This window comes from Sphingomonas sp. ID1715, assembly GCF_013044515.1.
In the GTDB taxonomy this organism is placed as follows: Bacteria; Pseudomonadota; Alphaproteobacteria; order Sphingomonadales; family Sphingomonadaceae; genus Sphingomonas_B.
In genome coordinates, this window is sequence record NZ_JABEPR010000005.1 from 174050 (window position 1) to 189255 (window position 15206).

13 protein-coding genes and 1 pseudogene are annotated in these 15206 nt (G+C 65.3%); 8 read left to right on the forward strand and 6 right to left on the reverse strand.

What is annotated here, in order from left to right; all coding sequences use genetic code 11:
• Positions 1-200 precede the first annotated feature (200 nt).
• The 7 genes from HJG53_RS13775 (at position 201) to HJG53_RS13800 (ending at position 5757) form a co-directional block, all read left to right on the forward strand.
• Complete coding sequence (locus tag HJG53_RS13775; RefSeq protein ID WP_171131525.1) at positions 201-944, forward strand: LuxR family transcriptional regulator; 744 nt, start codon at positions 201-203, stop codon at positions 942-944.
• Between the two features lie 78 nt (positions 945-1022).
• Positions 1023-1637: an acyl-homoserine-lactone synthase gene (locus HJG53_RS13780; protein WP_171131527.1), complete on the forward strand. Its 615-nt coding sequence runs from the start codon at positions 1023-1025 to the stop codon at positions 1635-1637.
• A 26-nt stretch (positions 1638-1663) separates the two neighbouring features.
• Positions 1664-2560, forward strand: coding sequence for a phytanoyl-CoA dioxygenase family protein (locus tag HJG53_RS13785; protein ID WP_171131590.1), 897 nt, complete (start codon positions 1664-1666; stop codon positions 2558-2560).
• Positions 2557-3171: a GntR family transcriptional regulator gene (locus tag HJG53_RS13790; RefSeq protein ID WP_171131529.1), complete on the forward strand. Its 615-nt coding sequence runs from the start codon at positions 2557-2559 to the stop codon at positions 3169-3171. The genes HJG53_RS13785 and HJG53_RS13790 overlap by 4 nt, the downstream gene beginning before the upstream one ends.
• A 119-nt stretch (positions 3172-3290) precedes the next feature.
• Positions 3291-3425 carry a hypothetical protein gene (locus tag HJG53_RS19000; RefSeq protein WP_302477386.1) on the forward strand — a complete coding sequence of 45 codons (135 nt, stop codon included), beginning with the start codon at positions 3291-3293 and terminating at the stop codon, positions 3423-3425.
• A 47-nt stretch (positions 3426-3472) separates the two neighbouring features.
• Positions 3473-4138, forward strand: coding sequence for a lasso peptide biosynthesis B2 protein (locus HJG53_RS13795; protein ID WP_217352844.1), 666 nt, complete (start codon positions 3473-3475; stop codon positions 4136-4138).
• Positions 4135-5757: an asparagine synthase-related protein gene (locus HJG53_RS13800; protein ID WP_217352845.1), complete on the forward strand. Its 1623-nt coding sequence runs from the start codon at positions 4135-4137 to the stop codon at positions 5755-5757. The genes HJG53_RS13795 and HJG53_RS13800 overlap by 4 nt, the downstream gene beginning before the upstream one ends.
• Here HJG53_RS13800 and HJG53_RS13805 read toward each other — a convergent pair.
• From HJG53_RS13805 to HJG53_RS18805, 6 genes and pseudogenes are all read right to left on the reverse strand, one after another.
• Positions 5742-7838 carry an Atxe2 family lasso peptide isopeptidase gene (locus HJG53_RS13805; protein ID WP_171131535.1) on the reverse strand — a complete coding sequence of 699 codons (2097 nt, stop codon included), beginning with the start codon at positions 7836-7838 and terminating at the stop codon, positions 5742-5744. The two genes, HJG53_RS13800 and HJG53_RS13805, sit on opposite strands and share 16 nt — an antisense overlap.
• The gene (locus HJG53_RS13810) at positions 7835-10690 is read right to left on the reverse strand and encodes a TonB-dependent receptor (protein WP_171131537.1); all 2856 of its coding nucleotides are present in this window, start codon (positions 10688-10690) and stop codon (positions 7835-7837) included. The genes HJG53_RS13805 and HJG53_RS13810 overlap by 4 nt, the downstream gene beginning before the upstream one ends.
• A 157-nt stretch (positions 10691-10847) precedes the next feature.
• Positions 10848-11804: a FecR domain-containing protein gene (locus HJG53_RS13815; RefSeq protein WP_217352846.1), complete on the reverse strand. Its 957-nt coding sequence runs from the start codon at positions 11802-11804 to the stop codon at positions 10848-10850.
• A complete protein-coding gene (locus HJG53_RS13820; protein WP_217352847.1) occupies positions 11804-12343 on the reverse strand; it encodes an RNA polymerase sigma factor in 540 nt (179 codons plus the stop codon). Before HJG53_RS13820 ends, HJG53_RS13815 begins: the two co-directional genes overlap by 1 nt.
• 470 nt (positions 12344-12813) lie before the next feature.
• Positions 12814-13467, reverse strand: a complete 654-nt coding sequence (locus HJG53_RS13825; protein WP_368039585.1) for a helix-turn-helix transcriptional regulator — start codon at positions 13465-13467, stop codon at positions 12814-12816.
• A 63-nt stretch (positions 13468-13530) separates the two neighbouring features.
• Positions 13531-13905 (reverse strand): annotated as a pseudogene (locus HJG53_RS18805) (lytic transglycosylase domain-containing protein); the annotation flags it as partial.
• A gap of 358 nt (positions 13906-14263) precedes the next feature.
• Here HJG53_RS18805 and HJG53_RS13835 point away from each other — a divergent pair.
• Positions 14264-15142: a toprim domain-containing protein gene (locus HJG53_RS13835; protein ID WP_171131543.1), complete on the forward strand. Its 879-nt coding sequence runs from the start codon at positions 14264-14266 to the stop codon at positions 15140-15142.
• Positions 15143-15206: the final 64 nt, after the last annotated feature.

The window sequence follows — 15206 nt, forward strand, 5'->3', positions numbered from 1 at the left end:
CGCGGCGTTTACCAATTTCCTGACGGATTTGCCCCAAAATGGAGACAATTGAGGCTGCAAGCGGCGGCACCTCGCTTCATGTCTAAGCGTCCACCCTGCCCGCCGCGGCCCTGGGAAGCGACAAGCGGCGGGCACTCAGACTAGGGAGTGCAGTCGGTCCAAACCGCGCCCGAAGCGTCGTTCCGGCCGCATAGACACGAATGAAGAACTTTGCCCTCGCCGATCGAATTGCGGGGTTGATGAAGGAAGCCAGGACGGAGCTCGAACTCAGGCTGGCTCTTGATGAAGCGACCGCCGAAATGGGCTTCAGCTATTTCGCGCTCGCCCAGCACACTCCCAACGTGAAGCAGGAAGGCTTCCGCCTGCACAGCTATCCCGAGGCCTGGGAGCGCTTTTATGATGAGCAGAACCTGACGGTTTCGGACCCCGTCCACCGCGCCAGCCAGCGAACCAATCTCGGCTTCAGCTGGAGCGACATATCGCGGCTGATTTCATTGACCGCTGCCGACGAACGCATGCTGACGCTCGGTCAGGCACGCGGCATCGGCGACGGCTTCACGGTTCCGGGTCATGTTCCGGGCGAGATCAGCGGGTCGTGCACGTTCGTCGTCGAGACCGGACGCGCGGTACCCGCGCTCATGTTACCCGTCGCGCACTGGGTCGGCGCGTTCGCGTTCGAGACCGCAAGACGCATCTGGCAGCAGCGAACGCGCCCGATTCCCGTCTCGATCACGCTCACCGAGCGCCAGCGCGAGTGCGTGTTCTGGATGGCCATGGGCAAGTCGGACTGGGCGATCAGCAAGATCCTGAAGATCGGCTCCTACACGGTGTCACAACATCTGCAGACAGCCCGCGAGCGGCTGGATGTCGATAATCGAACCTCGCTCGCAGTGTGGTCGCTCTACCACGGAATCATCAGCTTTAACGACCTGCTGAAACGCTGAGCTATCCCAAATCCTTGGGATGGGCCGATCGCGGCCAAGTGACGATCACAACGGGGTCCAACCAAGGAGGGACCCCAAATGCAGGTTATCGATCGTTTCGACGCGAGCGCGTTCAACCGCGCGCTCGCGTCCATGTTCAAGGCGCGCAAGCAGATCTTTGTCGACCTGCTCGGCTGGGACGTGCCCGTCATCGACGGGCGGTACGAGATCGACGAGTTCGATACCGAGCACGCCACCTATCTCGTGCTGAGCGACCCGGACGGCGAGCATCTTGCCTCGGCCAGGCTCTTGCCGACGGATCGTCCGCATCTGCTCGACACGCATTTCGCGCATCTGTGCGAGAGCGAGGCGCCGGCCGGCCCCGATGTCCTCGAGATCACCCGCTTCTGCCTCAGCCGCAACCAGTCGGCCGCGGATCGCATGATCTCCCGCAAACGGCTGGTGAGCGCGCTGGTCGATCACGCGCTCTCACGCGGCATCACCACCTATGTCGGCGTGGCCGAAATGGGATGGCTGCAGCAGATCCTTGCCTTTGGCTGGCGCTGCCGCCCGCTCGGACTCCCCGTCATGGACGGTGGGAAGATGCTCGGCGCGCTCAGCATCGACATCGATGCCGAGACGCCGTCGCTGCTCATGGCGAGCGGAACTTATGTGGGCGACCAGGTCGTCCTCGCCGATCCCATGCTGGCATGACCGAGACAAGGAACCAAAATATGATCATGCGGTCGCCGCACGTTGTGCGCGAAGCCTGCCGCCTGCGGGAGCACGGCTACACCATCATCCGCCGAGCCATGGACCCGGAGGTCGTCCTGGGGCTCGCAGAGCGTCTCGCCGATACTTTCGAGGAGACCCCGTTCTGCCGCGGCAGCTTCTACGGCGAGCAGACAAAGCGCTTCGGCGGCCTGCTCAAACGCGATCCAGCCATCGAAGATTTCGTCATGCATCCGCTGGTTCTGGGTCTTGCCCAGGAAATGCTGGGCGACTTCTGCGACACGATCCAGCTCAACATCACGCAGGCGATCGCGGTCCATCCGGGCGCACTTCCCCAGATGCCGCATCGGGACCAGGACATGTGGGGAGGGCCCAAGGGCGAAGCCGAATATCTCGTCAACGTGATGTGGCCGCTGACACCGTTTCGCTCGGCCAACGGCGCCACCCTGATCTGGCCGGAAACGCACGGTCCGGCAGCGCTCGATCAGCCGGACTATTATGGCGACCCGGTCGTCGCCGAGTGCGAGCCCGGCGACGCCATTCTCTTCCTCGGCTCAACGCTTCACGGCGCCGGCGGCAACGCAACTGCCGAAATACGCCGCGGCATGGTGATCGGCTACTCGCTCGGCTGGCTCAAGCCTTACGAGAATCAGTGGCTGGTCTACCCGCCGCCAGTCGCGGCTCGCTTCCCCGGCGTCTTGCAGAAGCTCGTCGGCTATGCACAGCACCGTCCCAATCTTGGCAATGTCGAAGGCCGGTGCCCATCGGAACTGCTTCGCGGAACCCTGGCCGGCCCTGCCGAGGACGCGCTCCGTCCCGACCAGGCCGAAGCCGTGCAGGCGTTTGCGGTTGCGCAGCAAAGGGATCGGCTGGCTGTGTTCCGGGGCGCCGAGCATCGCCAGTGAACGCGGGCTCGATCTTCGAGCGCGTCTATAGCGCGATCAAGGAAGATCTTCTCCGGGGCGCCTATCGCCCCGGAGATACGCTCGAGCCGCGCCAGATCGGCGCGCAGCTCTTTGCCAGCGTCACGCCGGTCCGGGACGCGCTTCACAGGCTCGCCGGCGAACGGTTGATCGAAGCGACACCCCATGACGGGTTCCGCCGTCCGCTCCTGACCGAGAACGGCCTGCGGGACCTTTATCGATGGCAGGAAGTGCTGGCGCTGGCCGCTCTCCGCATGAAAAAGGGCTTTGACTGCAGCGATGCAGGCTCGGCCTGCAATCCGTCGACCGCCGACGCCGTCGAGCGGACGCGCCGGATTTTCGCGGGCGTCGCCGCGCTTTCGTCATCGGCCGAGCTCCAGATCGCCATGCTCCAGACGACCGACCGCCTGGAGCCTGTGCGCCACCTTGAGCCGCGCTTTCTCCCCGATCTCGACCAGGAGCTGCGCGCCATCGAGGAGGGTCTGATCGACCGCGACCTGACCGGAGTGCGCCACCATCTCCAGCGCTATCGCGCACGCCGTTATCGGCTCGCGCCGCATCTGGTCACTGCCCTGCTCAGCCCAGCGCCTTGAGCCGGCCGACAATTTGGCTCTCAAACAATCGCGTTATTTCGAGCGTATAGATTGGGTATATCGAGGCGTCCGACATAGCCTTTTCCTGCTGCCGCTCTTGGCAGCGCATGGAGGATGTTATGGACCGCATCGAACAGAACGACGCGCTGGCCGAGCTCGGCAAGGCGAGCGTCAAGACCTTGGGCGCCGGCCACGATTCGTTCGACGGCATCGGCAACGCCAAGCCGCTCGAAGGCGTCGACGAAGCCGAATAAGGCTGAAAGTGCGTACACGGCGCTGCCGTGTGCGCACTCTTTCCATCATGGGATACGCACTAGCGCCAGACGTCCATGCCTGCGTCGCGGACGATCGGGTCTATTTCCTCGATGCGGGTCGCGACCGCTATTGCAAGGCCGGCCCGTCGGCGAGCCAGGCGCTGATTGCGCGCAACAAAGCGGCATCGACCCCGGACAATGCCTCGCTTACGCCGCTCGTCGAGGCGGGGCTTCTGACCTTCAGCGATGATCGGCGCGCCAGATTGCGCCTGTGCACGCATCCATCGCCGTCCGATGACCTCCACGGCGTGCGGGACAGGCGGGCATCGCCCCGACTGACCGATATCGTCGATATCGCCTGGCTGGCGCTGCTGGCGAGCCGCCGCCTGCGCCGCCATGGTTTCGCCGATGCGCTCCGATGGGCGGGCGTCGAGGCGCCGGTTACAGGGCTGCGCAAGAGCGCGATCGACGAACTCGCGCGCTGCGTCGCCTGCTTCGAGGGGGCGCGCACGCTGCTGCCGACAAGCCCGCGCTGCCTGCTCGACTCCCTCATTCTGAGGCGCTGGTGCTCCGCGCGCGGGATCGCCACGGCCATGGTCATCGGGATCCGCCCCCTCCCCTTCGCCGCCCATTGCTGGGTCGAGCATGAAGGCGTCGTCCTGAACGGAAGCAAGGACAGCGTCGCCAACTTCAAGCCCATCTGCGTCGCGTGAAGAGGCCGAACTTCCTCTTCCGCGTCGGGTCCGATTCCTACGGCCAGTCCATAATCGAGGTCGAGGGTCCGATGCATCTCTCGCCCGCCGGCAATGGCTGGCTGGCGGGGCAGCCCTTCGAACGGGACGGCCGACGCGTCGCGGTCGATTGCACGGACCCGGAGCACGATCCCGTCGAGGTCGCACTCGCCCAAAGGTGGTGGGGCGGCTTTCTTGTCGCCGGGCGCGACGCAACCGGCCGAGTCCGGCTGCTGCGTGACCCGAGCGGGGTCGTTCCCTGCTATTATCTCCGCGTTCGTGACAAATGGTTTTTCGGCAGCGATGCCCGGGCCTTGTTCGCAAAAGCAGGCCAGCGCGCGAGCCTGGACCGGGAGGCACTGGGGCTCGCGCTGCGCTTTTCCGACCTGCGCACCGAACAAACAAGCCTTGAGGGCCTCCGCGAATTGCTCCCAGGCCAGCTCTGCACTTTTCAAGCTGACGGCATTCGCCTGTCGTCGGACTGGATCGCCGAACGCTGGCGCCCGTCCCCGAACCCGCCGGCGGCTTCGGTCAGGCGCGCCGTCATCGATGGTGTCCGGTACACGCTCGCCGGACTGTCTTCGCCGCTCATTCAACTGTCGGGCGGGCTCGATTCCGCGATCGTCGCCGCCGCGGCCCGCCGCTTTCGCGACGACCTTTCCGCCATCAACCTTGTCACGCCCGACGTCGAGGGCGACGAACGCCTCTTCGCGCGCGCCATCGCCCGGCATCTGGGCTTGCGGCTCCGCGAGCGCGAGATCCGCGTCGATGACGTTGATATCCTGACGACACGCGCGGGCTTCCTGCCCAGGCCCACCCACCGCGCCTTCGCTCAGGCAATGGACGATGCGGTTCAGGACATCGCCGGCGGCCATGGTCACGACGCTGTGCTGACCGGCGGTGGCGGTGACAGCGTCTTCTCCTACCTGATGCCGGGCTGCGCGACGTCGGACCCGCTCGCCGGCCTCGCGTTGACGAGCGCCTTCTCGACAGCGCTGGACGAAGCCGTGATCGAACAGGTGAGCGCTTGGCGCATCCTTCGGCTGGCGTTCCGGCATCTGGTCGCGCGTGAGGCTTGGCGCGAGACGAAGAAGCATCTCAGCGCTGACATCCTGTCGCTCGCGCCTCCCGACCATCCCTGGCTCAGGGCAAGCCGCCGCTGGCCGCCCGGCAGAAGATCGCACCTCGCGCTCCTCGTCTTGATCCATAACTATCTCGACTGTTTCGGCGCCAGCGCGGTCCCGGTCCATTTTCCGCTTATGCACCGTCCCGTCCTCGATGCTTGCCTCGCGATCGCGTCCGCGGACTGGGTTGCGGGCGGACGGAACAGGTCGGTCGCGCGCCAGGCATTCGCGTCCGACCTGCCGCTCTCCATCATCCACCGCCGCAGCAAGGGCACATATGAGCGCTTCGCCGCCCAGCTTTTCGAGCGAAATCGAACGGCGATCCGCGATCACTTGCTGGGCGGCCTGCTCCGCGACCTTGGCATCGTAGACACGGTCTCTCTCGAGACCTGGTTCGCGAGCCAGCAGCCGCTCAGGTCCAACCGAATGCTGGCGCTAACCGAGGCCGAGAGCTGGTGCCGTCATTGGGCAGGCTGATCGGCAGCGACGCTTTGGGCTGCCAGCGCGGCCCAGCGTTTTGCGCGTTCCGGGTCGCTCGGCGGCACGCCTTTCAACCAGAAGTCGAACCACTCGATGCAGCTTTCGTACATCGCGAGCAGGTGCGCCGGCTGCCATTTGTTGTGATATTCGTCGGGGTAGACGATCAGCTCGATGGGCCGCTTGGCGCGCCGAAGCGCCTCATAGCCTTCGAGCCCCACGCGCAGTTCGGCATCGCCTGTCTGGACGAGGATCGGAATTTTGACCCGGTCAGCGTTGCGCGCCAGCGAAACCTGTCGCCACAGCTTTGGGTCGGCCTCGGCGGCAGGCAAACCCCAGCTTGCCACCATGTCGCTGAACAGCGGCCCCACGACCGAGGTGTAGCTGACGGGGTCCAGCCAGCCTGCGCCCATCGCCGCCGCCCTGTAGCGGGGATGCTGGATCAGCGCGAACGCCGCCGTCATCACGCCGTCGCTCATTCCCGTCAGGCCGATGTGATCCGGATCGACCGTAGCGCTCGCCAACGCAGCGTCTATTCCAGCGTCGAGCGCTGCCAGCAGGGCCCGCCGCTGCCATAGATTCTCGTACATCTTGGCTTGAAAGGCGTTCATGTCGACGGCATCGGCGCCCTTCTTCGCAATCGCGTGCCGCGGCTGGTTGATGCTCAAGACCGCGTATCCGCGCGCGGCGAGCGGATGGATCGGATATTCATTGCCCGATCCGCCGCGCAGGAAACCACAGCTCTGATATTGGACAATGATCAGCGGGTGCCTGTCTCCCGGATGGTGGTCGGGAGGGAGAGTCAGGTCGCCATAGGCGGCGATGCCGTTGGCGTCAGTCCAGTACAGTCTGCGAACGCGCCCCAGGATCAGGTGGTCGAACTCGGGGTTCAGATCGAGCAGCAATTGCAGCTGGCCTGCCCCTCGGCCCGACAGGGCGACCCGCACGATACGCGGCGGCCGTGTTGCGCCTTCCTCCAGACAGATCAACGCGTCAGCCCCGGCCACGCATCCCGACAACACGTCGCTGCCCGATCGCAACACGCGCGCGACATGACCAGGCCGCCAGACAATGAGGTTAAGGTCGCCGGGGTGGCGATCGGCCTCCCGCAGCACCGCCAGCATCGGTCCAACGGGAATCGCCGCATAGACCTTGCCGGCACAGACACGGTCGGGGCATTTCAGAGGGTGTCCCTGGTAGGACACGCTCAGACGTGAAGGGCCGAACGGGCGGTCTGATCGAACCAGAACCGGCGAGACTCGCCAATCACGATCGGGCGGCTGCAGTTCGAGGGCGTCGCTCACTTCTCCGAGCCTCACACCGCTTTCATTGATCTCCTCAGCGGTTGCCGGGCGCTCCCCGGTCGCGCCGATCCCGATCGAAAATGCAGAAGCAGGAACGCCTGACACATAGGGCTCCCTGCCGTAGATGGGGGCGAACCGATTGTCGTACACCCAGCCTCGCCGGCCCTCGGCGATGAGCTTTTCCCGCGCGGCCGCAAGCCCCGCCCGGCTGCTGTAGATGATCCTTTGTCCGTCGCTGCTGAGGCCGAAATGGATGACGCCGTCCACGGCATGCGTGATCTTGACGGTCGGGCTGCCCGCCAGATCTACGCGCCACACCTGCGGCTGGTCCTTCGTGGACCTCAGATAAAAGACGGACCCGCCATCCGGGCTCCAGTGCGGTTGGTTGAACAAGGGACGGCCGCTTGGCATTCCAAGCAGACCATTCCAGGGCGCCCGGTCCCGGAGCATGGTCTGGCTCACGTCGAGAAGCCTGGCGCGGCCGCTGGCCAGTTCAATGACGGCCAGTCCGACGCATGTGACGTTTGTCTCAGGGTCACCGCGTCGAAGCACGACCGCGAAACGCTTGCCGTCGGGCGAAACCGACATGGGCGGCGGCGCGCCCGGATCGCCATCCCCCCAGCCGGTCTCGCGGACCCGAACCAGATCCGCGGAGGAGATCAGGCGCTGGTGGCCGGTGACCGCCGACGGCAGCAGGTCGTCGCAGTTCGCGGCGAACAATGGAGCCGGCGCGGCTGCCAGCACCGTCACCGCGAGCCGTAACAGGCGGCGGCTCACCAGCTCTTCACCAGCTGGATCGCGATCACGCGTCCGAGCGGATCGGACGCCTCCGGGTTGAAGCCGATCCCGAACAGCCCGTTGCTGTACTGGACATAGGGAGGATCGCTATCGAAGAGATTGGTCGCCGACAGCTGCGCCCGGAGCCCTCTGAGCGGCCCGGCCGTATCCGGGAACGCATAGCCGATGCTCAGGTCGATTGTGGTCCAGCTGGCGACCTTCTGCACCGGCGTCACCGCATTGTTGTCATAGCCCGCCGTCCGATTGATGAAGGTTGCGACGGAGAAACCGCCCCGCGTCCAGGCGGCGCTTCCCCGCCAGCGCGACCGCACCGGCGATCCGATCTTGCCGACCACGTCCACGATCGGCGCGCCGGCCGTGATCGACTGGTCGATACGGTCAATGATCGCGCCATTGCCGTCGAGACTGAGACTGCCGCCGAACGCGGACGTCTCGAAATGGGCCGACATGTCGATGCCGCGCTGATGGACCGAGGACAGGTTCTGCGTGCGCCCGTCGACGACCGCGCCGATCGAGGCCGGCGTCGCCCCGCTCAGGTTGAAAAAGGCCGGATCGGCGAAATAGGCCGCGACGTCCACCGGGCTCGGGTTCCTGGTGGTGATACCGCCATAGACGTCGGGCTGGGCGAGAAAGCTGAACAGGTCGCTTGGAGCCGCGATCCTGTCCCGGTAGCGAATGTCATAGAGTGTGGCGCTCAGACGCAGTCCTCGCAGAAAGCCGGGCTCCAGATCCGTTCCAAGCGTCCAGGTCGTCGCGGTTTCGGGGCCAATGCCCGGCGTGTTGCCGCGGATCAGGATCGTCTGCGTACTCCCGCCAGGCGCGCTCGGATCCGGCAGCCTGAACGCGAAGACGGCGTGAGTGCTTCGGCCGACCCGCAGATTGTCGAAGCTCGGCGCGCGGAACGACGTGCCATAGGTGCCGCGCAGCGTCACGCCTTCGACGGGCTCCCAGCGCACGCCCAGCCGAGGGTTCGTCGTCGTCCCGAAGTCGTTGTAATTCTCGATCCTGACAGCCGCCGACAGATCAAACCTGTGAAACAACGGCACCTTCATGTCGGGCGCGGTCACCGGTACCGCGAGTTCGGCATAGCCCGCGCCGATATGTCGCGCCGGCGGAAACCCTCCGGACGGCGTCAGGTCGGGGGCGAAGCCGACGGTATCGTCGAAACTGTAGGGAACGGCAAAATGCTCACTCCTGACCTCGCCGCCGACCGCCAACCGGACCTCCCCGGCGGGCAGGGGGAACAGTGGCCCATCGGCCTTCAGTCCGGCGGAGAGGAGCGAATAGCGATATCCGATGCTCAGCCGCCCCCGCACCCTGTCGATGGTTGCCGGGTTGGTCGAGGGACCATCGCCAAACAGATTATAGGCCGTCGCCGGATCCGGGTCGGCCAGCGCGGCGGCAAGGCGCACTCTGTTCAGGAGATTGACCCGGTCGCTGCGCTCGCGCTGCTGGCTCGCAGAACCCCGCGCCTCGATCACCCATGGACCGGCATCGAAGCGCAACCCCGCTGCGCCGCCTAGCGACTGGGCATAGCCGCGGTCCGCCTCCGGTCCGAGGTCGCGCTGGAAGCTATAATAGACCGTGATCGGATCGCCCGCGCCCGTGGGATCGACATAGAAGGGATTGGCGCTCGTGACTTCGCTCGGCGACAGATTTTCCGACGGGTAGATCGCCTTCGAAAAGCGCCGGTGGGCGAAAATCCCCTCGGCGAAAAGGGTTAGCCGATCGCTGAGGCTCTGCTCCACCTCCAGATACGCGCTGTGCCGGACCTGGCGCGGGAGCAGATCGACGAACCGCCACTGGTCCTCGAGATTGACCTGGTCCGGCACCAGCTGGTCGGGCCGCAGCGCCCGGCCATCCTGCCCGGCCGGAATCGCATAGAAGCGGTCGCCAGCGAGAATCGTCCCGGGACTGGCGACGCGCTGGCGCTGGTCCGGACCGCCAAAGAGACGCAGATCCTCAGTCGCATAGCGTCGATCGGCCGCGCGCAGGCGCCCGGTCTCCAGATAGTCATAGGCAATCACGGCGTGTCCGCCGCCCCAGCTCAGTCCGCCGATCGCGCCCGCCTGGATTTCGTTGCGGTCGCCATCGGCCGTCCCCAGCCGGACGCGCGTTTCCAAGCCTTCGAACCGGGTACGCGGGATGATGTTGACGACGCCCGCGACCGCATCGGATCCATAGATCGCCGAGGCGCCGTCGGGCAGGACTTCGATGCGCTCGATGACGCTGGACGGGATGAGCGAGATGTCGGTGAAAGCCCCGGTGTAACCGCCGAGCGCGAGCCGGTTGCCGTTGAACAGCACCAGCGTCGACGCACTGCCCAGGCCGCGCAAGTTGATTGCCGAACCGGCGGCGGCATTGTTCGCATTGTCGCGCGCGCTGAGATTGCCGGTCGCCTCGTTCGGACCCTGGCTGAAGTTCTGCGGCAGGGCCTGGATCAGCTGCTGCGTCGTCCCGTAACCACTTCGGTCGATTTCGTCCCGGCGGATCGCCGTCACCCGCGATCCGGTCGGCCCCTGGCCGCGAATGCGCGTGCCTGTGACGACGATGTCCGTTCCCTCGCCTCGACCGATCGGGTCGTCGCGATCGACCGGCACGATCACATAGGCATCGCCGACCAGCCGCGCTTGCAGTCCGGAGCCGCCCAGCAAGCGTTCGAACGCACCCTCCGTGGTGAAACGGCCCTTCAGTTCAGGTGCGCTGCGCCCGCGAACAAGGTCGCTCGACACGACGAAGTTCCGGCCACTGGCGAGCGCGACCGACCGCAACGCGTCGCCGAGCGGACGGCCTGCCTGAATATCGAATTGCTGGCGATCCGCGGCGTGCACTGGCGCCCCTATGAGCGCCCCCATGAGCCCCCATGCCACCGCTATCGTCGAAGCCTTGCCCAACATGTCTCTTTCCTCCCCTCGCCGCCCTTGTCGGCGTTCCGGAGAAAGAGAGTTCGGGGCACGGACTTACCCCCCGAGAAATTTCCAGGCGGGATTATTCGGGTTTTCGGCGCAGTAGAATGGCGCCGTCCGAAGCCGTCGCCATGGAGAGGTCAAGGGAAGCAGCGAGGCTCCGGGCAAGCCCCTCATTGTCGCCCATGAGATAGGCGCCCGTGACGCGCTGCACGCCGAGCGCCGAGTCAGCCAAAGCGATTGGGGTCATGCTGAGCGCATTTGCATCCGCGAGCACCTCGGCCAGAGGTGCATCGTCGAAGCTGATCATCGACTTCGACCAGTTGAGGTCAGACGGGCGCGCGCGCCTGGGAGTGATGGGAGTTGAACCATTGCCGACATCGGCCAATTCGCCGGGCTTGAGCTTGACCCCGGCCTCCTCGCCCTCCTCGTAGCGCGCCAGCTGAAGCTCTCCATCGAGCACGATCACTCGCGTCATACCCTGTCCCACGCTGACGTCGATGCTGGCCGCGGCACTTCGCACAAGCGCGGATCCCGCGCGAAGCAACCCTGGCCGCTGTTCATGCTGAAGCCGCAGGCGCATGCGCCCGCGAGTCAATGCAAGACGGCGAAAACGCTGGTCGAACGCGACCTGAAGTTCGCTGCCTCGGGCGAGCACGACGTCGGAACCATCGGCCAGCTGCACCGTCCTCGGCCCGGCTCCATTTGCGACGATCTGCAGCGGCGCGGCCGCGCGCGTCGACCACAGGGCCGTTGCGATAACGCCAGCGGCGACAGCCAGGACGCTCGCGGCCATTGCGTAGGGAAGGATCGGCCGCGCGAGCGCCGGCACCGGCTCCGCTGCGTCGAGCCGGGGCGCTGCGCTCCAAATGCGCAACTGCCGATCGTAAGTCCGCGCGTTTTCCGGGTCGTCTTGCCGCCACGCCTCGAAATGACCACGCCAGCGAAAGGCGTCCGGCCCGTGCATCCTCACCAGCCAGCGGGCGGACATCTTGCGACGCCGCCCCTCGCGCCACCGGCTCAACACCTTCCGCAGCATCAGCGGTGGATCAGCCGGTCAAGCTCAGCGAGCGCCTTGCTCATCTGCTTCTCCACCCCCTTCACAGACAGACCCGTGCGCTCCGCGATCTGAGCATAGGTCAAACCCTCCACGCGGTGCGCCAGAAAGATGTCGCGGGTCTTTGGTTTGAGCTTTGCCACGCTCCGGTCAAGCCGCTCAAGCAAATCCCGCGCCTCGAACATGCCGACCGGATCTGGCCCGGGATGGAGCTGTTCATCATATTCGGTGGTCGCAGCTCGGCGATTTTCGGCCGCGACCCTCGACGGGTTGCGCAGAAGGTTCGAAGCGATCCGCCGCAGATAACCAGTCTGGTTTTCGATCGGGTCCCCGGATTGGCAACGCCCGGCCAAGCGCAGGAAACTTTCCTGCACGAGATCGCACGCTTCGTCATTGCCGACCCGCCTCCGGAGGATGCGCCGGAGCCTGGATGCTTCCTGGCGATACAAGAGATCGAGGCCAACCGAATGCGCGGTGTCTTCCTCGTCTTCCGCTCGCTTAAGCAACCTGCCGCTACTCATTTCCAGCCCGCCCCGGCTGAACGCAGTCAATGCTCATCGCCGATCGCCTCCGTCGATCCGAGGCGCCGGCAAAGCCGGGTGCTGAGAACTTGCCCGAAAACAAGCGCTGCCGTTTTTGGCCGTTCGCTAGAACGGCTTGGACATAGCGGCTGCCACCCGGCCGCTCCTGATCCGAGCGATCGGCTGAAGATCAAAGCGAGGTTCTCAGGCCTCGACGCGCTTTTGACGCGTGCACTCATACTACGCAGAAGCGGCATCGATGCAATCGTTCCGATTGGTGAGCTGCAGCCGCTTTATGCCCCATAGCCGGGGCAGTGGAGCACGGTCATCCGCCTCCAGGAACTCAATCTACCGGTCGATCGGCAGTGAACTGGCTCTGCAAGTGTCAGATTTGCGGGTCAAACTGAAGCGGTTCGGGCGACCAGATGAGCGGCTGGCCGCCTCGGCGATCGAGGCGCGAGCAGGAAAAGCTAACGGAAGCGTTTCCCGCCCCAAACCACACGGCCAATTATTAGCACGTTTTTCAACTCCACGTCTGGCCAAGCGGGATAAGCATCATTGTCGCTGACGATCGTCACGCGAGAACGATCCGGGCCAGAAGCGATTCTCTTCACATGCAGGCCATCTCCCATGCGGAGGACATAGATCCCGTCCCGCAAACGAGCGCTACCGTCCAGGCGGTTGACCAGAATGTCGTCCCCGTCGCTGAGCGTCGGCTCCATCGAATCCCCGACCACGGTGATCATCGACAACCCGCTTGAATTGCCACCGGCCAGGGTGCGGAGCATGCGGTCGCTGAACGCCATCGCATCGGACTGCAGTTCCTGGTTCGTAATCGCGCCCGCCCCGGCGGACGCCTGGACGTTCAGGCGCGGGATTTTCTTCAGCTGTCCCGGCAGCGCCTCGTCGCGGCCCCCGAGAAGCACTTCGGGCACGCCAAAATAGCGGGCCAGCGTCTTGCGATCTTCCCCGTCCAGGCGTTTTGGCGATCCGCGCTTGATGAACTGCTGGATGTAGGATGGATTGCGCCCGAGCAGCCGCGACAGCGACGCATAATCCTCCTGGCGATCCCGGATCAGCTGCTCGAGATATTCGCGCGGCTCAGAAACAGTCAGGACGTCCACGGACCACCTTCGGCTTAATAAGGGACGAGAACGTAGATAGAACACTCACGACTGCCAAGCTTGCTAGTCCAACGGCAGCGACGTCCACCTGCGCAGGACACGCGCTACATAGCTGGCGGTTTCACCATTATATGGGATGCCACCCGCCCGCAGCACGGATCCCGGCCCCGCATTGTAGGCGGCCAGAGCGAGGCTGATTGAGCCAAACCGATCCAGCATGCGCCGCAGATAGCGGGCTCCTCCTTCTATGCTCTGGAGGGGATCGAGGCGGTTCACGATCCCCATCTCGGCCGCGGTCGCTGGCATCAACTGGGCAAGTCCGGCCGCACCGGCGCGGCTGACGGCCCAAGGCGAATAGGCCGACTCCGTCGCGATCAGCGCGTCGAACAACCCTATCGGAAGCCGGTGTCGCACTTCGGCGGCGCGTATAGCCGGAAGCATCTGTCGGCGAGCGACGGAGCGCCGGCGGTGCAATCCGGACGGCGTTCCTGCCTTCGGTGCCACAGAAAATGACTGCTCTGATCGGGGCAAGGTCACGACCGCCTCCTGGCGATGCTCCAGAAGGAGAAAAGCGGCGCCCTCCGGCTGCTCCCGACCGGGTGCACCGAGGACCGGCACAGACGAGGCAAGCGCAGCGCTCATGGCCGTGGCATTCAAAATCAGAAGGGTTCTCATCGTCCGCACCAGCTGTTGACAGAGCGAGAACATAAAATGAACATTATTGAAGAGGAAAGCGGTGCGCCCGGACACGGCCGCGCCGCGAGGCGGCCCCATCCTTCGTCAAAAGGGCGCGCTTATGTCTTCTTCAACGCTAACAAGTCCTGCTGACGAAGGGCGCGCCATCGTCGAACAGCTCGGCGGTCACTGGTCGCGAAATGGTGGCGTGTGCCGCTGTCCGGCCCACGACGATCGCACGCCCTCCCTCAGCGTCCGGGTCGGCCGGTCGCGGCTGCTGCTGCACTGCTTTGCGGGCTGCAACGCGACCGACATTCTGCGGGCGCTGCAGGCACGCCGACTGCTCGGTGTTCGTGCCGCTGTCGCCGACGATCCGGCGGTTGCCGCCCCAGAACCCAACGTTCTCGCAAAAAGCGCGACACGCATCTGGTCCGACGCGCGAATCATCGCGCAAACCCCGGCCGAGCGCTACCTGCGAAGCCGCGCAATCACCCTCGCCTCACCCGAACTGCGCTACCATCCGCGCACGCCACATGGGCCAAAGCCCTTCACGCAATTTCGGCCGGCTCTGATCGCAGCGGTTCGCGACGATGCTGGACTGATCGGAATCCATCGCACCTTCCTCGACCGTCGTAACGGCCGCCTCGCCAACCTGCCCGCGCCCAAGCTCGGGCTCGGCCGCTTCGGGTCAGGCGCCGTCCGCCTCTGGCCCGCAGCGCCGCGGCTCGGTCTGGCGGAAGGTCTCGAGACGGCGCTTTCGGCAACGATGCTGTTCGATGTGCCATGCTGGGCAACGCTCGGCACAGAGCGGTTCGGACTCGTGAAGCTGCCCGCGATCGTACGCGAGCTCGTGCTCTTCCTCGACAATGACAAAGGCGGGCGGCGCGCCGAAGCGCTGGCCCGGAAAGCGTTCCGCGACAGCGTGTCGATAGAAACGCGCTATCCCCGCGTCGCTGGATTCGACTGGAATGACGTGCTGCAGCGCCGTCGCAGGACCTGAGAGGAAAGGGTGCGACCGTCTTCCGACCCTTGCGAGGCGCTCCTGCCTTGCGGGCCGGAGACCC